This window comes from Bacillus sp. FSL K6-1000, assembly GCF_038630785.1.
Taxonomy (GTDB): domain Bacteria; phylum Bacillota; class Bacilli; order Bacillales; family Bacillaceae; genus Bacillus; species Bacillus safensis.
Genome location: NZ_CP152042.1, coordinates 3,015,350 through 3,034,555, shown reverse-complemented (window position 1 = coordinate 3,034,555; position 19,206 = coordinate 3,015,350). Strand labels below are relative to the sequence as shown.

The following is a 19,206-nucleotide window of genomic DNA, read 5'->3' as shown; positions in this document are numbered from 1 at the left end:
AGAGGATTTTTTACGTACTGCTTCGGCGCACAGCCAACAGCATGATAAAAGATAGAATCACAATACAAATTGTCCACGCCCAAGCAAGCTCCATTCGTCCGGAATCAATCGCCACATAGATAGCGGTTGGGAGTGTTTGGGTTTTTCCCGGGATGTTGCCGGCAAACATTAGGGTTGCCCCGAATTCACCAAGTGCTCTGGCAAAACTGAGGACACTGCCTGATAGAAGGGAAGGCAGGGCAAGTGGTACTGTAATATAGGCAAAGACTTGGAATGAATGAGCACCATCTACTTTTGCAGCCCCTTCAATGTCTGACTCAATCGTAGAAAATCCAGCCTTTGCAGATTGATACATAAGCGGGAATGCCACAACTGTTGATGCAATAACTGCCGCCCACCAAGTGAAAATGACCGGCTGGTGAAAGATCCATTCAATCGCGCCCCCGATCATGCTATACCTTCCGAATATGACGAGCAATAAAAATCCTACGACCGTTGGTGGGAGGACAAGCGGAAGCATCAACAGCGTTTCCACAATCATTTTTCCTTTAAACGAGCTTCGTGCCATCCAAAAGCCAATCGTTGTGCCAAAAACAGTGGCAAGCAGCCCGCTCACAAAAGCAACCTCAACGGACAGCCAAATAGGAGATAGAAATTCTTCAGTCATCATAGGCATTAATTCACTTGAAAGCCGTACTTCTTAAAAATTGATTTGGCTGTTTCTGATTGAAGAAATTGAAAAAAGGACTTGGCTTCCTCTACATGTTCTGTCCTTTTTACGATTCCTACTGGATAAATGATCGGGGAATGCATGTCCTGATTGGCTTCAGCTGCAATCTTTACTTTTTTGGAAACAAGGGCGTCTGTCTTATACACAACACCAGCTTCCACATTTCCTGTTTCTACGTAGCTTAAAACTTGCCGCACATCCTTGCCGTATACAGCGTTCTTTTTCACTTGATCCCAGATGTTCAGCTTTGTGAAAATCTCTTTGCCGTATGTACCAGCAGGAACGGATTCTGGTGTGCCAAGAGCAATCTTCCCTTTTATGTGCTGGGCGTCTTGAAAGCTTTTAATAGAGGAAGAATGATCATTTGGCACAATGAATACAAGCTCATTTTGGATGGCATCCTTGATAAAATGTTGATCGATATCTCCAGATTGCACAAGCTCATCAAAGGGCGCTTCAGCTGCTGAGAAAAAGAGGTCCGCTTTTGCCCCTTGCGCAATTTGCTGCTTCAATGCGCCGGATGACCCGAAATTATTTGTTAATGTCACATTCGGGTGCTCATCATTAAAGGCGGATTCAATTTCCTTTAGTGCATCCTGAAGACTTGCCGCTGCTGAAATGACAAGTTCTGTTTTTTTGCTTGTATCCGATGACTTCATCTCTGTTTGACACCCACTCAGGAGCAAGCAGATGGCGATGAAGGCGAAGAACGCATACTTCATGTTCACACCTCTTATTATTCAATATCATATGTATTCTTTATTATAAGCAAACTTATTTGACCATTCATAGGCTTTCAGTAAAAAGAGAAAAGAAAAAGCCGCCAGATGGCGACTTTTTAATGCTGATAAAAACGCAGCAAATTCCCATTGATCACTTTGTCTGATAAGGAAAGTTCTTTATTGGCTTTTTCGATATAAGGCTGACACACCTCATCCTGTTCAACAGGTTCTTTTGTTTTTTGATCATAGCAGGTGTTCTTTGTATAGAGATAATCATCTGTAATAAAGTTCCCGTTTCTCAAAACAGCAAAAGGCGTCCGTTCGTTTGAAAATAAGTCATTGCCAAATTGAATGGCATCCTTCGTTTCAATACCGAGTAAGTGCAGGAGTGTCGGCTTCACGTCGATTTGCCCAGCTGTTTCAGAAATTGTCTGCGGTGCTTGATCTGTGACCCCAGGAATGTAAATCAAAAAGGGAACCCGCTGCAATTTCACTGCATCAAACGGTGTGATTTCATCTTTTTTAAGCAGCTCTGCCATTGCCTGATGATGTGCTTCGGAGATACCATAGTGATCCCCCATGAGGACAAACATTGTATTGTCATACAGTCCTTCTTCTTTCATGCGCTCAAAAAATGTCTTAATGGCTTCATCCTGATAGCGGACGGTCGTCACATAGCGGTTTAAAATGGCGCTGGACGAATCATATTCATCAATCAATTGATCCTTTGGATCGATTTCAAATGGAAAGTGATTGGTCAAGGTAATAAACGTGCTGTAATAAGGCGCCTTCAACTTTTTTAAATAATCAATGGATTGGTCAAAGAAGTCAATATCCTTTAAGCCCCAGCCAGTTGAATTCTGTTCATTGACCTGATACGAATCGACATCATAAAAGCGGTCAATCCCAAACGATTCATACATGACATCACGATTCCAAAACGTTTTATTATTCGCATGGAATTGGACGGATTGATAGTTCTCTTTTTTCAACTGCTTGTATAACGTGTCGTATTCGTTGTCACTCGCTGTGAAAAAGACAGCGCCGCTGCTAGATGGGTAGAGGGAATTTGCGACAATAAATTCTGAATCCGATGTCTTTCCTTGCTCAGTCTGCTGATAAAATTCATCAAAATAAAAACTCTTTTTAGCAAGTTGATTTAAAAAGGGGGTGATGTATTGTCCATTCACCTTTTGATCAACGACAAATTGCTGTGTTGATTCTAGTGAAATGAACACAACGTTCCTGCCTTTAGCAAGTCCAAAGTACTCTTCGTTTGGTGCACTGTAATCAGCCTTTGTGTAGTTTGCTACGGTTGAAAGTGTATCTTCATCTGCAAAGGCTTTTTGTCCAATACGTGCTGTTTGGGCAGCCCCGTCATACAGGTGGAACTGGAACAGCCCAAGGTTTCGTACAATCACTTCTCGATCATAAGAGCTTGTCAGAAAGCGAGGGTGATCCATCATGGCTGAACTGACATGAAACAATAGAAAGCTGCAGCACACCGCATAATATGTTTTGATCGTTTTAAAGGAGGCTTTTGGCGCTAAAGGTTTGCGCTTTAACAGCCACGCCAGCACCACGAAATCAATGAGCATCAGTAAAAACAGCGGGTGAAATAATTCTGTCATACTGCTGCCCATATCTCCCATGTTTTTCGCTTGGAATAATACAGGGATTGTAATGAAATCAATATAAAATCCATAAAAGATCGTATTAGATATGAGAATCGCCGTCAAAATCAAGTTTGCGGTTAATAAAAATACCTTTTGCTTCTTTTCATTTAAAAAAAGAGCAATCCCAAACAAAGGGAGCAAAAAGCTAAGTGGATTGATCAAAAGCAGCCATTCATGAAACAGATTGGCCGTTCGTATGTGAAATCCGAATTGATAAATGATGTATGTTTTCATCCACATGAAGAGGATGGAGTACACTAAAAACCAGTGATTTTTGAAAAACGCTTTCATTTATGTAGCTCCTCACCATTCTGTATTCAGCTGCAAGGCAAAAACACTTATCTTAAACCTACTAAAAAAATGAGGAATGATCAATTCATATCCTGTGTTTTTCGGAAAACTCTTTCTGATTCATTAGAATGGGATGGAGATGCCGCAGAGGACAGCGATGTAATAGCAGGTAACGACGGTGAGAGCAGCTAGTACGACTTGTTCTCCTGTGCTGCCTGTTTTGACATAGAAGGGAAGACGCACTTTAATGGAAGCCGGAAATAAAAATTTAATCCCATTCACTGTTCCTGCATCCAGAATGAGGTGGCTTGCCATCCCGACTAGTAAACCGATACTTAGGCTGTCATTTGGAATGTATGTTGTTGCTAGAAAATAAATGATCAGCAAAAATAATAAACTGTGTGTAAACGTGCGATGACCGAACACACTGCTGATCAGTGTCGAGAGCAGCGGGAATTTTCTGCCGATTTTACTTTTTGTATGGCAAAGATCAGGGATCAGAGCACCTGCTGATCCAGCAGCAGCCATCGTCACTGGCTCGAATCCATAATAGTAGGCAACGGCTGTGGAGGCGGCAATTCCGCCCATGATGTGTGTTTTTCCTGTCATGATGCGTACTCCTGTTCTATCTTTAGTTCAAGTACTCACTATATCAAGGGTGGATTCATTCAGCAAGGCTTATTTCTAAAGAAAAAGAGGCCAAAAGGGTTGGCTGAATGGAAAAACATTCTATAATAAGGGGGAAGTCATGTTGATACTAACGATAAGGATGCGATTCGGATGGGTAATGCAGACATTTTAAAAGAAATTGTTCTTGTACATTATGAAGTCAGCCGTAAATTAAACCGCAAGTTACTTGAGTTAGAGAAAGACATCACGCCCCCACAGATATATGCTCTTTCTATTTTGATACAAGGCAAAGTATCACATGCCGAAGAGCTGAAGCAAAGACTCTCTTTAAACCCTGGTGCAGCCTCTATTGCACTCAATAAATTATGTGAGCAGGGTTATATTCAAAGAGAACGGGACAAGGACGATTCATCACTTGTCCGTTTAGAAGTCACGGAAAAAGGGATGGCCATTTATGAAAAGCATACTCGTCTTTTCGGAAAGGTGATTCAGCATATGATGTCAGACTTCACAAAGGATGATTTAAAAACCTTTCTGTCGTACTTGCAAAAAATGAGACAGACCTTTCATGATGATTGAGCCTCTTCCCTAGTATAATGCTGAGCGCTGTAGCACAAATTAAACAGGCAACCGCATTATATGAAAAGGGAGGAAACAGCGATGTCATTTTTCCAAAAGGATAAAAAAGCGAAAAGTGAGAAAAACCATCAGCAGGTAGATCAGCTGTTAGAGGAAGCAAGTAAAGAGCTAGCAGGCGATCCGCTTCAGGAAGCTGTACAAAAGAAGAAAAACAACGATCAATAAGCAAGGTATAGGGCAGAGAAACAGTTCTCTGCCTTTTTTCTATGTTTTTCCCTTTGACAGATGTGAGAATGTTTGATAACCTTCGTGTAGTAAAAATGAATAGAAATCCTCACGCTATGTCTCAGTGAGGTAGAGGTTGCGCGGATGATGAGTCACTCATAGGAGAGATGGAATCGTAGATCATGAGAAAAAAGGCATCAGCGCCGAAGTGTAGAGAGAGCTCCAACTTTCTTTATGCTGGGTCTGCATTGAATAAATGCAGGACTGCCACGTCTTTGAAGCGTGGAGGGCTATCCGGAGATCAAGGTGTATGTTTTGAAAAGCATGGACTTTTGTTCAGGCTTTTTTTTATGTTCTGAGTCACAAAAATAAGGGTATGCTGTTAAAAAGTAATCCATTATGAACATAAAGAATGCAAGTCATTGCTTCACAAATATATCAATGAAGATACTGCCGGGTCTGGTCCAAAGTGAATAAAACGGAGGTACGGAAATGGAACAGACAAAAAAATGGGGTTTTTGGTTATTGACGGCTTTTGTCGTCGGAAATATGGTAGGTTCAGGCATCTTTATGCTGCCAAGTACGCTTGCCCAGCACGCAAGTCCTTTAGGTGTGACGATGGCATGGCTTGTCACAGGCGGCGGTGTGCTGATGATTGCGCTTGTATTTGGGCATTTGTCCATTCATAAGCCGCAGCTGACGGCTGGACCACAAAGTTATGCAAGGGCGCTTTTTAAAGATCCGAAAAAAGGGAAAGCAGCTGGATTTACAATGGTGTGGGGATATTGGGTGGCAAGCTGGATTAGTAATGTCGCAATTATTACAAGCCTTGCTGGTTATTTAACGACTTTTTTCCCGATTCTCACAGTGAAGACTGAAGTTTTTACCTTTGGAAAAGAAGCGGTCACGCTTGGTCAGCTCATGACGTTTATCGTATGTACCCTTCTTCTATGGGGAACACATACCATTTTAATTACAAGCTTAAGTGCTGCAAGTAAATTGAATTTTATTACGACCTTTTCAAAGGTGCTTGGATTCGTCCTTTTTATTGTTGCGGGATTATTTGCATTTCAAACGGCATTATTTGAACATTACTACTTCCCGGTTGAAACAGGCAGCGAAGGAGTGCTTGGCCTTGGTGGTCAAATTCATCATGCGGCCATTTCCACACTATGGGCATTTATTGGAATTGAATCAGCTGTCATTTTATCAGGAAGAGCATCCTCACAGCGTGATGTGAAACGTGCGACCATTACAGGTCTTTTAATCGCACTTTCGATCTACATGATTATCACGTTGATTACAATGGGCGTTCTGCCACACGATCAATTGCAAGGCTCTGACAAACCATTCGTAGATGTGCTTCAGCTTATTATTGGGCCAGCTGGCGGAATTGTCATGGCTCTGCTGGCGATTATTTGCTTGTTTGGTTCGATGCTTGGCTGGATTTTACTTGGTTCAGAAGTACCGTATCAAGCAGCAAAGGCTGGTGATTTTCCAGCAGTATTTGCAAAAACAAACAAAAAAGGAAGCCCTGCTTTCGCTTTGACTGTTACAAATATTATGTCACAGCTGTTTATCTTCTCTGTGATGTCACGTACGATTAATGAAGCTTTTACCTTTTTAACTACATCAGCGACACTTGCGTATCTTATTCCGTATATTGTGTCTTCCATCTACAGCTTTAAGGTCATTATGCAAGGTGACACGTATGAGCTTCAAAAAGGAAATCGAACGAGAGACGGCATCATTGCACTTGTTGCCATGGGGTATTCAGCTTGGGTCATTATTTCAGGAACAGCCGACTTGAAAACCTTTGGTCTTGGAATCGGTCTATTCTTAGTAGGTATTTTGCTTTATCCATTCATGTCAAAAGGATTTGCCAAAGGAACGGTATAAGGAAGACGTTTCTCCATCTCTGGAGAAACGTTTTTTTATGATGCAGATGTCAATCGATCCACAATAAACTCTAGCTGACCTTCTAGTGACACTGGGTCATTAAAGAAGAAACCGACTGGATCTATTTCGAATACATGTTTATTTTTGACGGCAGGAAGTGATGTCCAAATGCTGCTTTGATACACTTGGTCACCTTTACTTTTTGAGCCGCTCCATGGACCTGTGAAAATATAGTCGCCTGCGAATTCTGGCAACTTCTCAAGAGAAATATTCGCATAGCCAACACCGCTGTCGATCGCTTCTTTTTTGACAGCCTTCGGTGCTTTTAATTTCAGCTCGTCATAAATGATTTCGCCTCCGCGGGCAAAGGTGTTTCCGAAGATATAAATGCCTTTATCAAATGGCGATACAATCGAGACCGTTTTGCTGCCAACAGCTTTGGTTACCTTTGGTTTCACCTCAGCAATTTTGGTATCCCATTTTGTGATCCATTCTGTTGCTTTTTTTGGTGTACCTGTCATTTTACCGAATTCTTTTAGCTGATCTTTGAAAGAATATTGATTGTATTTTACCGCTACAGTTGGGGCGATTTTTTTGTATTGATCAAACTTCTCATCTTCCCCCCAAGCAATAATCATATCTGGCTTTAAAGCGGCTACCTTTTCGACCGATGGGGTTCTTCCGAGATTTTCCACTCCATCTGTTTTCCCTTTATAAAAAGGGTTTTTAAAGATGGGTGATGTTGTAGCAACTGGCGTCTTGCCGAGTGTGACGAGGTCCCCGTAATAGCTTTCTGCAAGAAGAACTATTCGTTTCGGATTTTTCGGAAGCTTCACCTCACCTTTGGCATCCTGATATGTCATCATGTCATTCTTTTTCGCTGCAGATTGTTTATTTGAAGTGCTGCCGCAAGCGGCTGTAAAGATCATAAGAATCGATAAAGAAATCAAAAGAAATCCAGTTCGTTTTTTCACAAAGGTTCTCTCCTATTCATTTTTCCTTGATAATGATTCTCAATTTCATTTTTTATCGTAACATGATAGAAAGAAAAATGCATTGGCTAATTTAGGCCTAAAGAAAAATGATGAAATTCTCACAGTTTTTTGATGAAAATAAAGAAATTTATCAGAACAATGATTTCAAAAAGAAAAGAAAGTGATATACTAGACTTCGAGATTGATAATCATTATCACTAATAAAGAATAAACATGAACGGAAAGGAAGAGACTGGTTTTGGGCTCACAATCGAATAAACAGCTGCCAGCCAGCGATGATACGATCGATATTGTCACGAAGCCTTTTGGAACAGCAGCTGTTATCATCATAGGAATCATCGCTTTAGCATTTGGTCTTTTTTTATCGGTATCATTAGGAGCGGCAAACATTCATCTACAGACTGTATGGGAAGCCGTTTTTCATTTTGATCCACAAGAAACTTCACATCAAATCATTCGGGAATTGAGGCTGCCGCGCACAGTTGGAGCCGCGCTCGTCGGTGCCTTTTTAGCCGTATCAGGTGCCATTATGCAAGGAATGACAAGAAATGCGCTGGCGTCACCTGAGATTATGGGTGTGACAAATGGCTCCGCATTTGCGATTGCCATTGCATTAGCATTTTTCCCTGGCCAATCTTCTTTCACATTAATTCTTTGGTCATTTGTTGGAGCCGCACTCGGTGCCTCTATTGTATTTGGTGTCGGTACTATGTCAAAAGGGGGACTGACTCCGGTTAAACTCGCACTAGCTGGTACAGCGGTTGGAGCACTTCTGAGCTCAATTTCTTCAGCCATTGCCATTCGTTTTGACGTCGCTCAAGATATGAGCTTTTGGTATGCTGGCGGAGTGGCAGGTGTGAATTGGAGCAACATTCATATCATCATTCCAGTTGCCATTGCAGGACTAATCATTGCAATGATCCTTGCCCGTTCGATCACGGTTCTGAGCTTAGGTGAAGAATTGGCGAAAGGACTTGGACAGTATACGAAAACGGTCAAGGTGCTTGGCGTATTGGTTGTTATTCTTTTAACGGGTGCTGCCGTGTCGGTAGCAGGCTCTATTGGTTTTATCGGGCTTGTGATCCCTCATGTCACTCGATTCTTGGTCGGAGTGGACTATCGCTGGATTATCCCATGCTCCGCTATTTTAGGGGCCACTTTGTTAATTTATGCAGACATTGCTGCGAGGCTGGTCAATGCTCCGTTTGAAACGCCAGTCGGTGCCATTACGGCGATTATAGGCGTTCCTTTCTTCTTATATTTAGCTAGACGTGAAAGGAGCGGAATTTAAATGGAAATGGTGCAGCAAGCAAAGAAAAAGAAATATCAACGAACGATGCTCATGATCTTTTTCGCGATCGTAGCTGTGTTCCTTATTAGTTTAAATACCGGAGAAATTCGGATCTCTCCGATGGATACATTGAAAACACTTTTTGGATTCGGAAGTGAAATGGATGAGCTCGTATTATTCGAATTCCGACTTCCAAGAATGGTCATCGCTTTACTTGTCGGTGCTTCTATCGCTGTATCAGGAGCGATTTGGCAAGGTGTTTCGCAAAATGGTTTAGCTGACCCAGGTATTCTCGGTGTCAATGCCGGCGCTGGCTTTGCCGTTGTGCTATTTATCTTTGCATTTCAAGGCACGATGGCGAATTTAGGTGATTTCTCGATTTTTGTACTGCCGCTTTTCGCGTTCGTAGGTGCAGGCTTTGCTGCATTTCTCATCTATGTGTTAGCGTGGAAAAAAGGCATCACACCTGTCCGATTGATTTTAACTGGTATTGGTGTTAATGCTGCGTTTTCAGCAGCGATTGTGGTCATTCAATTGAAAATGAGCCCAAATGATTTTAACCAAGCCATCGTGTGGTTATCTGGAAGTATTTATGGCTCAAGCTGGACGTATGTCCTGTCTGTTCTGCCATGGATGGTGATTTTCCTTATATTCGCGATTGTCAGATCACGCTATTTAAATATCATGAATTTGGGTGATCAGCTGTCCTATGGATTAGGCATTTCAGTTCATAAAGAAAGAAGCTTGTTCATGCTGATTGCCGTTGCATTAGCAGGTGCGAGTGTTGCTGTTGCAGGAAGTATCTCTTTCCTAGGATTAGCCGCACCGCACTTGGCGAGAAAGCTTGTTGGGCCAAAGCATCAAGGAATGATACCGGCCTCCGCGTTGATTGGGGCGCTGTTATTATTATTGGCGGATACACTTGGCCGCGTCATACTTGCACCATCAGAAGTGCCAGTTGGCCTTGTCGTTTCTGCTTTAGGCGCACCTTACTTCATTTACTTATTGATGAAATCGAACTAATGAGGAAGGAGAGACAACATATGAAATCGCTCGAAACAGAAAAGCTTTGTATCGGTTATCAAGACCGTTTGATTGTAGAAGATTTGAATGTCAGTATCCCAAAAGGCAAGGTGACAACACTGATTGGACCGAATGGCTGCGGGAAATCAACCATTTTAAAAACGATGTCTCGTATTATGAAGGCCAATCGAGGAGCTGTTTATTTAAATGGTCAGGCTATCCATGAGACGCCGACAAAAGAAATTTCAAAACAAATGGCGATCTTACCGCAAACACCCGAAGCACCTAGTGGACTGACAGTGTATGAGCTTGTGTCATATGGACGTTTCCCGCATCAAAATGGGTTTGGCCGCTTATCAAATGAAGATAAACGAATCATCAGATGGGCACTTGAGGAAACGGGAATGATCGCTTTTCATGATCGGCCAATTGAAGCACTTTCAGGCGGGCAGCGTCAGCGTGTATGGATTGCGATGGCACTTGCCCAGGAAACAGAGCTGCTCCTATTGGATGAACCTACGACGTATTTGGATCTTGCACATCAGCTCGAGATTCTTCAGCTTTTAGAACGCTTAAATAGAGAGCAGGGGCGTACTGTGTTGATGGTCATCCATGATTTGAATCATGCGGCGCGTTTTTCACAGTACATGATTGCCCTCAATCAAGGGAAAGTCATAAAAGACGGTACGCCTCATGAGGTCATGACCAAAGAGGTACTCAGTCAGGTATTCCATATTGATGCAGAAATTGTGCTTGATCCTAGAACGAATAAGCCGATTTGTTTAACATATGATTTAATGAATCATGAACGAAAGCTAGAAGCTGTAAATGGATAATAGATGCAAAGGAACTCGGTGCAGCTGCCGGGTTTTTTTGCGTGTTTGAAACTTCCTAGTGCTACTATTTTCTCCAGTTGATTTTTTTCGCTTTTATGCAGAAAAGAGGTACTTTTTTACTTTAGACAATGGTAATATACGGTTAGAGATCATAGCTAGAAAGGAAAGAGATGCGTGGAAACAGCAAAGATATTGATTGCAGATGACGAAGAAGCAATTGTGAAAATGGTTGAACGCGTATTAAAAAAAGAAGGATTCAAGCATATTTATAAAGCCTACCATGCAGATGAAGCATTAGATGTTGTCAAAAACGAGGACATCCACCTCTTACTTCTAGATGTGATGATGCCCGGTAAATCTGGCTTTGACGTTCTGCCTGAAATCAGAAAAGTAACGAAAGCGCCTATTTTTTATTTAACTGCAAGAACGTCTGATGTCGATAAACTGACGGGCTTTGCGCAGGGGGCAGACGATTATATCACGAAGCCATTTAATCCGCTTGAGCTAGTGGCTAGAATTAAGGCTCATCTAAACCGAACATACATCTCCTTACAGGAGGAACAAGAAGACACTCAAAGCCAGTATCATTATGCCCATTTCTCCTATCATCCTCATGCAGCCGAATTGAAAGTAAGAGGAGAGGTGACGGCATGCTCAGCTCAGCTTCTTTCTTTGCTGAAGTACTTTTGTGATCATCCGAATGTGGTTCTTTCAAAAGATCAAATCTATGAGAAAGTATGGGGCGTCCCATCATATGGTGATAACAACACTGTCATGGTTCATATTCGAAAGTTGAGAGAAAAGATTGAATTAGATCCGAGTCAGCCCGAATATATTGTGACGATCCGTGGTATGGGATATAAATTTATACCACACCCTGCAAAGGTCCTTCAATAGTTTATGAATTTACGAGCAAAACTTTTCTTTCACTTTGTCGGACAAATGTTTATTGTCATTGCCATTCTGATGATCGGGAATACGTTCTCTGAGAACTTATATTTAACAAAACACTATGAGAACATGACTGAAACTGGTTTAACTAAAGCTGATGGAGATACACTCATGAGTTGGCTTTATTTTAACGAGGATGGACAAATGGAAGCCGACGATCAGCTCAAGCAAGCAGTAAAAAAACGAGACGGCTGGCTGCAAGTGATTGATTCGAAAAAGAAAAACGTTTATAGCTATCACCGCCCTAAATCCATTCCAACATCCTATCAAAAGGATGAAATGATCAAGATCTTTGAAAAAAGAGAATTTAAAGATTACAAGATGTACTTCTGGCCAATTGAGATTGATCAAAAAAGCTTTATTGTGTTATACGGGTTCAAAACGAACAGTACAAAGGTAGCCAATTATCTGAAGCAGCACGAGAAAAATTTGGCTGCATTATCTCAATATTCGGTTGAAACGAAAGAATTCTTGAAGAGAATGAACGGATCGGTTCATCTGTTCAATGAAGAAGGAAAATATTTAAAAGGCATTCGGACCAACACAAGTTTGAAACATAACGTAACGGATATTGAATTGCTCAAGTATCAATCGAAGCCTTGGGAATTTAGAAGTGACCTCACTTATATGAAAGTGAATAAAAACCTGTATATCATCGTTTCGGTACCAAATAAAGTATACAGCCCAGATGAGCTTTACGATAAAGAGAGAGACGCTTTAAATCAATATACAACCATCTTAATTGCAGGTCTTGCGCTCACTATTATCATTGTCATGACATTATGGTATTCGTATCGCTATGGGCTGCCAATTTATCACATTATTCGCTGGCTGATTTTCTTATCAAAAAATAAATTGCAGGAACCAACAAATAGAAAGGGAATTCCAGTAAGTAAAAATAAAAAAGGTCGTATTAAGCGGGAATACCGTTTATTTGAGGATATCCTAAAAACAATGGATCAGCTCACACATACGTTAAAAGAGAATGAAGCAAACCGAAGAAAAATTCAAACCACAAGGGAAGAATGGATTGCAGGATTGTCTCATGATTTGAAAACGCCTTTAAGTACGATTTACGGCTATGGACTCATGCTTGAGTCCGATCAATATCAATGGTCCAAGGAAGAAGTCATGGAAATGGGACAGGTGATTCGTGAGAAATCAGAATACATGTCGACACTGATTGAGGATTTAAACCTCACGTACCGATTGAAGAATGGTGCCCTGCCTATTAATCGGAAACCGGTTGAACTCAGTGAATTTTTAGCTTCCATTATGGATGAGTTCTTAAGAAGCTCCTCATCTGAGGATTATCCATCCTCCTTTGAAGATCAAACTGATGGTGTCATATTTGAGATCGATAAAGCCTGGTTCAGACGAGTGATTGAGAACCTGCTGGCGAATGCAGTGAAGCATAACGAAAAAGGCACTCATATTACAGCTGTTTTATCTGAAACAGATGAAGAAGTTCGGATCGAAATGAAAGACAATGGCCGCGGAATGGCACAGGAAACGGTGGATCACCTATTTAACCGCTACTACAGAGGGACAAATACAAATGATCCAACGAACGGAACTGGTCTCGGGCTTGCGATAGCAAAAGAGCTCGTCTTGCTGCATGACGGTGATATTCAAGTTGAAAGTGAACTAGGCTCTGGAACAACTATTGCGATTATCCTAAAAAAATCATCACCTGTAAAATAGCAAAAAAACGATTTTCTTTTCTAAAGGAGATCGTTTTTTCCTGTTTTAGGATTGAAATCAATTTTGTAAACGATTACAATAAAATTGTTAACGTGAACAAATCATTTTTATTTATAAGAGAGATGGGGGAGTTTGATGAAAGCCTTTTTAGATGATCAGTTTTTACTCAACAGTCAAACGGCGGAAAAGCTATACCATGAGTTTGCTAAGGACCTTCCAATTATAGATTACCATTGTCATTTAAGCCCCAAAGAAATCTATGAAAATAAAACCTTCCATAATATCACCGAAGCATGGCTTTACGGAGATCATTACAAATGGCGTGCCATGAGAGCAAACGGCATACCAGAATCACACGTCACAGGGGATGCCTCAGACTATGAGAAATTTCTGGCGTGGGCGAAGACTGTTCCCATGACCCTTGGAAACCCGCTCTATCACTGGACTCATTTAGAACTGAGACGATATTTTGGAGTTGAGGAACTTTTAAACGAAAAAACCGCACACATCATCTGGCAAAAAGTAAATGAAAAGCTGCAAGGAGAGGGTTTTGGTGCAAGAGACTTCATTGTGAAATCGAACGTTGAAACAGTCGTGACGACAGATGATCCAGTCGATTCGCTTTGCTATCATCAAAAACTGCGGGAAGAAGGATTCACTGTGCAAGTGCTGCCCGGATTTCGGCCTGATAAGGCACTTGATATAACGAATCAACTATTTACAGCGTATGTTCACGAACTGGCAGAGGCTTCATCTACTCCAATCCAATCCTATCAAGACTTTTTAACAGCACTCCGTGCAAGAATTGATTTTTTCCATGAACAGGGCTGCCTGATCTCAGATCATGCCATTAACGAAATGACGTTTGAAGAAACGACGGAAGAAGAAGTGGAAACCATCTTTCATAAAAGAATGTCTGGGCATGCATTGACGGAAAAAGAGAAGATTAAATTTAAAACACAAACATTCATTCAGCTTGGTCAGGCTTACTATGAGCGGGGCTGGGCGATGCAGCTTCATATCAATGCACTTAGGAACAACAATACGAAAATGTTTGAGCGGCTTGGGCCAGATACAGGGTATGATGCGATGAATGATGAAGACATTGCCAAGCCGCTTTGCCGAATATTGGATCGTTTAGAACAAGAACAGGCACTGCCAAAAACCATTTTATATTCCTTGAATCCAAGGGATAATGTTGTGATTTCCACATTGGCTGGAAGCTTTCAAGACGGGACGGCACCTGGGAAGATTCAGCACGGTACAGCTTGGTGGTTTAATGATACGAAACAAGGGATGACAGAGCAGATGATGGCTCTATCCAGTATTGGACTGATCAGCCGTTTCATTGGGATGCTAACAGATTCAAGAAGCTTTTTGTCGTATACAAGGCATGAATATTTTCGAAGACTGCTTTGCGATATCATCGGAGATTGGGTAGAAAAAGGGGAAGCTCCATATGATCTTGATCTGTTAGGGGGAATCGTGAAAGGAATCAGCTATGAAAATGCCAGACAGTATTTCCAATTTGACCGGGCGAAGCAGCTCCAGCATCCGAACAAAATGACATGAAGAAAATGAAAGCGATTTTATGATAAGATGGTAAAAAATCATAAAAGGCGGAATAGCATGACAGTCACAATTAAAGACATAGCAAAATTGGCAAACGTCTCTCATACCACGGTATCAAGGGCTTTGAATAACAGTCCTTTTATTAAAGAGAAGACAAAACAAAAGATTTTGTCGATTGCAAAACAGCTGAATTATTCACCGAATGTCCATGCGAGAGGCCTTGTATCACAAAAATCATTTACAATCGGTCTGTTTTTTACGAGTTTAACAGAGGGCACATCTTCAAGCTTCTTTGTAGATGCGTTAAAAGGTGTCAATAGCGTCATGACAGAGTATTATAATCTCTTTGTAAGAGGAATTGATGACTTTCACGATTATACGACCATTCATAAACAACGCTATGATGGCATTTTGCTCATGAGTCAAAGCGAGCACGATGAGGCGTTTATCCATCATGTGAAGAAACAGGGCATTCCCATCATTGTGCTGAATCGCCGTGTAGAAAGTCATGAAGTCATGAATATATTAGCAGATGATAGTCAAGGAGCTTACCAGGCTGCACACCATTTCATTCAGCAAGGTCATGAACAAATCGCCATCATTGAAGGGAAAGAAGGCTTTAAATCAACTCAAGAAAGAAAAGCTGGTTTCCTGCAAGCGTTAATTGATCACCAAATACCTATGAAGAAAGAATATATGATGAAAGGCGATTATCACATGAAAAGCGGCTATGAATCAATGGAATCGCTGCTGGCCCTTGATGAACCGCCAACAGCGCTCTTTTGCTCAAATGATGACATGGCGATCGGTGCAATGAATGCTTTATTTGCAAAAGGCAAAACGTGTCCAAATGATATTTCTATTATTGGTTTTGATGATATTGCATTTTCATCCTATACCACACCTGCATTGACAACGGTGAAAAAGCCGATTGAAAAAATGTGTGCACTTGGAGCAGAAGCCATCCTTTCAGTAATAAACGGTGAAGAGCAAGAAGAAGATCATATGGAAAAAGTGTATGTTCACACAGAGCTGATGATCAGAGATTCAGTTAAAAAGGTGCAGTAATCAGCACCTTTTTAGAAAAATGTTCACGTGTGCATATTACTTGGAGAGGGGAATCCATTTGAAACGATTATCAAAAGCCATATACCCGGCACCTGAGTATCCGGAAACGATTTTGCAGATTGGCGAAGGAAATTTTATGCGAGGATTTATCAATTGGCACATCCAGAAGCTGAACGACTGCACAGATTTTAAAGGAAGAGCTGTTGTTGTCCCTCCTCGAAAAGGATCAGTGGCAGCCTTAAATGAACAAGATGGCTTGTACACATTATGTATTCAGGGATATCATGACCGGCAAGAAATGAATGAACGTATGATCATCCAATCGATTAGCAGAGGAATTAGTACGTATACGGATTACGAGGAGTTTTTACACGTAGCAGAAAACCCGGATCTCCGCTTTGTCTTCTCAAACACGACGGAGGCAGGACTTGTGCTCAAAAAGGAGGACCGTTTGGAGGATCGGCCGCAAGCCAGTTTTCCAGGAAAGCTGACAGCGTTCTTGTATCACCGGTTTAAAGCATTTGCTGGAGATGAGCAGAAAGGACTGATCATTCTGCCTTGTGAATTGGTTGAACAAAATGGTGATCGATTGAAGGAATATGTGATCAGTATGGCAGCTGAGTGGGAATTGCCGCCTGCGTTTATGACATGGATAAAAGAGGCCAACACGTTTTGTAATACGCTTGTGGACCGGATTGTCCCTGGATTCTCTAAGGAAGCGGCTGAAATCGTAGAAAAGGAAGAAGGGTATATTGACGAATTGCTTGTCACGGCGGAATATTATCATCTTTTTGTCATTGAAGCACCTGCCTTCGTACAAAAGGAGCTCCCCTTTCAAGAAGCAGGGTTAAATGTTCTTTTTGTAGAGGATATTGCGCCTTATCGTATGAGCAAGGTACGAATTTTAAATGGTGCACATACAGCGATGGTGCCGATTGCTTACTCATGCGGTATAGAAACTGTAAAAGAAGCTGTGGATGATGAGCATGTTGGTCCGTTCATCCGGTGTATGCTAGAGGAGGAAGTACTGCCAGGACTTGAACTTCCTAAAGATGAGCTTCTTCTTTATACACAATCCGTTTGGGATCGTTTTTGCAATCCATTTGTAAAGCATCAATTGCTGGATATTGCACTGAATGGGGTATCCAAATTCCGAACCCGTAATCTTCCGTCATTGCTTGATTATGTCGAGCAAAAGAAACAGCTGCCAATGAAACTTGTGTTTTCACTTAGCAGTCTCATTTATTTCTACAGAGTACATGCAGGAAGGGTAAAGGATGATGAAACTGTGCTCACGCTCATGAAGGAAGCATGGGAAACCCGTTCCAATGAAGCGGTTGCAGCGAGTATCCTTTCATACGAATCATTATGGGGCAGAGATTTAACGGATGTAAATGGATTGAGTCAAGCTGTAGCTGATCAGCTTGCCCTCATACAGAAGCACGGGATGAGTGCGGCTGTTCACCAAATGTTGCTTCATCAATATGAAAATCAGGGGGAGAAGGCATGAAAGAATTTATTGTCATCCACCCTTCAGATAATGTCGGTATTGCTTTAAAAGGATTGGAACAAGGGGAAGAGCTGCAGCATCAAGGACAGACGATTATCTTAAAAGAGACCGTTGGCAAAGGTCATAAGTTTGCATTGGCTGATATCAAGCAAAGAGAGAATATTATCAAATATGGCTATCCCATTGGTCATGCAGTGACTGCCATTTCTGCTGGAGAATGGGTGCATACGCATAATATTAAAACCAATTTATCTGGCAAGCTAGAATACGAATACCAGCCTTCATTATCAGAAAACCCCTATAAAAAAACGAATCTTACATTTAAAGGATATAAACGAAAAAATGGCGAAAGCGGAATCCGCAATGAGCTTTGGATTGTTCCCACCGTTGGATGCGTGAATGGCATCGCCGATCAAATGATCCAAATATTCACCGCTGAAATGGGTGGAAACATCCATCCTTTTGAAACAGCCCTCGTATTAAAGCACAATTATGGATGCTCACAGCTTGGGGACGATCATGAAAATACGAAAACCATTTTACAAAATGCGGTGAAGCATCCTAACGCTGGAGGAGTACTTGTTCTTGGACTTGGGTGTGAAAACAATGACATTGAGGATTTTCAGTCCACATTAGGTGAATATGACCGTACGAGAGTGAAATTTTTAAGAAGCCAAGAAGTAGGAGATGAGATTGAGACGGGAGTGGCTTTACTCAAGGAAATTTATGATGCGGCGAAAGAAGATCATCGTGAAGACATTCCGTTATCTGAGCTGAAAATTGGCTTGAAGTGTGGAGGATCAGATGGATTTTCCGGTATTACTGCAAATCCGCTTTTAGGCAGACTGTCCGATTTTATTGTCGCACAAGGCGGAACGACGGTGCTGACAGAAGTGCCCGAAATGTTTGGTGCTGAAACGATTTTAATGGAGAGAGCAGCATCAGAAGCGACTTTCGACAATATTGTGCAAATGATCAATGACTTTAAACAATACTTCTTGGATCATCGACAGCCGGTATATGAAAATCCTTCCCCGGGAAATAAAGCTGGTGGAATTTCGACATTAGAGGATAAGTCTCTTGGCTGTACACAAAAAGCAGGTACTTCTGATATTAAAGATGTATTGAAATATGGAGAGCTGCTGAAACAAAAGGGATTGAACTTATTAAGTGCACCTGGTAATGATTTGGTTGCTTCATCTGCTCTTGCTGCTTCCGGTTGTCAAATGGTGCTTTTTACAACAGGCAGGGGGACACCATTTGGTACGTTTGTGCCAACAATGAAGATATCGACCAACACAGCTTTATATGAAACAAAAAAGCACTGGATTGACTTTAATGCCGGAGAACTGCTTGAAGATGTACCGGAAGATGTCGTGTTAGAAAAATTCATTTCAACGGTTATTGATGTGGCGAGTGGGAAGCTGTTAAATCATGAAAAAAACAATTTTAGAGAGCTGGCTATTTTCAAAACAGGTGTCACACTTTAAGGCGACTGGGGGAT

General features: G+C 41.5%; 17 protein-coding genes and 1 riboswitch. Of the genes, 12 read left to right on the top strand and 5 right to left on the bottom strand.

Translation table 11 applies throughout. From position 1 onward, the window contains the following. Positions 1-10: 10 nt before the first annotated feature. The 4 genes from modB to MHI46_RS15840 form a co-directional block, all read right to left on the bottom strand. On the bottom strand, positions 11-676 hold the full coding sequence (gene modB / locus MHI46_RS15855) for a molybdate ABC transporter permease subunit (protein ID WP_251181277.1): 666 nt from the start codon (positions 674-676) through the stop codon (positions 11-13). Beyond that, positions 676-1,452 (bottom strand): molybdate ABC transporter substrate-binding protein, encoded by a 777-nt coding sequence (gene modA / locus MHI46_RS15850; RefSeq protein ID WP_342502935.1) that lies wholly within the window; start codon positions 1,450-1,452, stop codon positions 676-678. The genes modB and modA overlap by 1 nt, the downstream gene beginning before the upstream one ends. 116 nt (positions 1,453-1,568) lie before the next feature. Next, positions 1,569-3,419 carry an LTA synthase family protein gene (locus tag MHI46_RS15845; RefSeq protein ID WP_251181275.1) on the bottom strand — a complete coding sequence of 617 codons (1,851 nt, stop codon included), beginning with the start codon at positions 3,417-3,419 and terminating at the stop codon, positions 1,569-1,571. Positions 3,420-3,542: 123 nt separating this feature from the next. Next, positions 3,543-4,028: a metal-dependent hydrolase gene (locus MHI46_RS15840; RefSeq protein ID WP_342502934.1), complete on the bottom strand. Its 486-nt coding sequence runs from the start codon at positions 4,026-4,028 to the stop codon at positions 3,543-3,545. A 171-nt stretch (positions 4,029-4,199) separates the two neighbouring features. Between MHI46_RS15840 and MHI46_RS15835 the strand changes: the two genes are divergently transcribed. The 3 genes from MHI46_RS15835 (at position 4,200) to MHI46_RS15825 (ending at position 6,752) form a co-directional block, all read left to right on the top strand. After that, entirely contained in the window at positions 4,200-4,628 is a 429-nt protein-coding gene (locus MHI46_RS15835; RefSeq protein WP_024423455.1) for a MarR family transcriptional regulator, read from the top strand. 81 nt (positions 4,629-4,709) lie between these two features. Then, a complete protein-coding gene (gene sspJ, locus MHI46_RS15830) occupies positions 4,710-4,853 on the top strand; it encodes a small acid-soluble spore protein SspJ (RefSeq protein ID WP_041088277.1) in 144 nt (47 codons plus the stop codon). A gap of 122 nt (positions 4,854-4,975) precedes the next feature. Beyond that, positions 4,976-5,154, top strand: a riboswitch (Lysine riboswitch). A 191-nt stretch (positions 5,155-5,345) separates the two neighbouring features. Beyond that, positions 5,346-6,752 (top strand): amino acid permease, encoded by a 1,407-nt coding sequence (locus MHI46_RS15825; RefSeq protein ID WP_039181382.1) that lies wholly within the window; start codon positions 5,346-5,348, stop codon positions 6,750-6,752. Positions 6,753-6,787: 35 nt separating this feature from the next. Here the strand turns inward: MHI46_RS15825 and MHI46_RS15820 are convergent, their stop codons facing one another. Beyond that, a complete protein-coding gene (locus tag MHI46_RS15820; protein WP_251181273.1) occupies positions 6,788-7,726 on the bottom strand; it encodes an iron-hydroxamate ABC transporter substrate-binding protein in 939 nt (312 codons plus the stop codon). Between the two features lie 259 nt (positions 7,727-7,985). Here MHI46_RS15820 and MHI46_RS15815 point away from each other — a divergent pair, with 259 nt between their 5' ends. The 9 genes from MHI46_RS15815 to MHI46_RS15775 all read left to right on the top strand — a co-directional run bounded on the left by MHI46_RS15815 (position 7,986) and on the right by MHI46_RS15775 (position 19,192). Then, positions 7,986-9,038: an iron ABC transporter permease gene (locus MHI46_RS15815; protein ID WP_107163065.1), complete on the top strand. Its 1,053-nt coding sequence runs from the start codon at positions 7,986-7,988 to the stop codon at positions 9,036-9,038. Next, positions 9,039-10,061, top strand: a complete 1,023-nt coding sequence (locus tag MHI46_RS15810; RefSeq protein ID WP_047202398.1) for an iron ABC transporter permease — start codon at positions 9,039-9,041, stop codon at positions 10,059-10,061. A gap of 20 nt (positions 10,062-10,081) precedes the next feature. Then, entirely contained in the window at positions 10,082-10,897 is an 816-nt protein-coding gene (locus MHI46_RS15805) for an ABC transporter ATP-binding protein (protein WP_047202399.1), read from the top strand. A 174-nt stretch (positions 10,898-11,071) separates the two neighbouring features. After that, on the top strand, positions 11,072-11,794 hold the full coding sequence (locus MHI46_RS15800; RefSeq protein WP_059375037.1) for a response regulator transcription factor: 723 nt from the start codon (positions 11,072-11,074) through the stop codon (positions 11,792-11,794). A gap of 3 nt (positions 11,795-11,797) precedes the next feature. Continuing rightward, entirely contained in the window at positions 11,798-13,552 is a 1,755-nt protein-coding gene (locus MHI46_RS15795; protein WP_251181272.1) for a HAMP domain-containing sensor histidine kinase, read from the top strand. 135 nt (positions 13,553-13,687) lie between these two features. Then, positions 13,688-15,124 (top strand): glucuronate isomerase, encoded by a 1,437-nt coding sequence (uxaC, locus tag MHI46_RS15790; protein ID WP_342502933.1) that lies wholly within the window; start codon positions 13,688-13,690, stop codon positions 15,122-15,124. Between the two features lie 57 nt (positions 15,125-15,181). After that, positions 15,182-16,192 carry a LacI family DNA-binding transcriptional regulator gene (locus MHI46_RS15785; protein WP_041088294.1) on the top strand — a complete coding sequence of 337 codons (1,011 nt, stop codon included), beginning with the start codon at positions 15,182-15,184 and terminating at the stop codon, positions 16,190-16,192. A gap of 58 nt (positions 16,193-16,250) precedes the next feature. After that, positions 16,251-17,702 carry a tagaturonate reductase gene (locus MHI46_RS15780; protein WP_342502932.1) on the top strand — a complete coding sequence of 484 codons (1,452 nt, stop codon included), beginning with the start codon at positions 16,251-16,253 and terminating at the stop codon, positions 17,700-17,702. Then, positions 17,699-19,192 carry an altronate dehydratase family protein gene (locus tag MHI46_RS15775; protein ID WP_342502931.1) on the top strand — a complete coding sequence of 498 codons (1,494 nt, stop codon included), beginning with the start codon at positions 17,699-17,701 and terminating at the stop codon, positions 19,190-19,192. Before MHI46_RS15780 ends, MHI46_RS15775 begins: the two co-directional genes overlap by 4 nt. Positions 19,193-19,206: the final 14 nt, after the last annotated feature.

What these genes read in the sequence shown, in the direction of transcription:
- modB (WP_251181277.1), bottom strand. Translation starts at nt 676, where the DNA reads ATGCCTATGATGACTGAAGAATTTCTATCTCCTATTTGGCTGTCCGTT.
- modA (WP_342502935.1), bottom strand. Translation starts at nt 1,452, where the DNA reads ATGAAGTATGCGTTCTTCGCCTTCATCGCCATCTGCTTGCTCCTGAGT.
- MHI46_RS15845 (WP_251181275.1), bottom strand. Translation starts at nt 3,419, where the DNA reads ATGAAAGCGTTTTTCAAAAATCACTGGTTTTTAGTGTACTCCATCCTC.
- MHI46_RS15840 (WP_342502934.1), bottom strand. Translation starts at nt 4,028, where the DNA reads ATGACAGGAAAAACACACATCATGGGCGGAATTGCCGCCTCCACAGCC.
- MHI46_RS15835 (WP_024423455.1), top strand. Translation starts at nt 4,200, where the DNA reads ATGGGTAATGCAGACATTTTAAAAGAAATTGTTCTTGTACATTATGAA.
- sspJ (WP_041088277.1), top strand. Translation starts at nt 4,710, where the DNA reads ATGTCATTTTTCCAAAAGGATAAAAAAGCGAAAAGTGAGAAAAACCAT.
- MHI46_RS15825 (WP_039181382.1), top strand. Translation starts at nt 5,346, where the DNA reads ATGGAACAGACAAAAAAATGGGGTTTTTGGTTATTGACGGCTTTTGTC.
- MHI46_RS15810 (WP_047202398.1), top strand. Translation starts at nt 9,039, where the DNA reads ATGGAAATGGTGCAGCAAGCAAAGAAAAAGAAATATCAACGAACGATG.
- MHI46_RS15805 (WP_047202399.1), top strand. Translation starts at nt 10,082, where the DNA reads ATGAAATCGCTCGAAACAGAAAAGCTTTGTATCGGTTATCAAGACCGT.
- MHI46_RS15795 (WP_251181272.1), top strand. Translation starts at nt 11,798, where the DNA reads ATGAATTTACGAGCAAAACTTTTCTTTCACTTTGTCGGACAAATGTTT.
- uxaC (WP_342502933.1), top strand. Translation starts at nt 13,688, where the DNA reads ATGAAAGCCTTTTTAGATGATCAGTTTTTACTCAACAGTCAAACGGCG.
- MHI46_RS15785 (WP_041088294.1), top strand. Translation starts at nt 15,182, where the DNA reads ATGACAGTCACAATTAAAGACATAGCAAAATTGGCAAACGTCTCTCAT.
- MHI46_RS15775 (WP_342502931.1), top strand. Translation starts at nt 17,699, where the DNA reads ATGAAAGAATTTATTGTCATCCACCCTTCAGATAATGTCGGTATTGCT.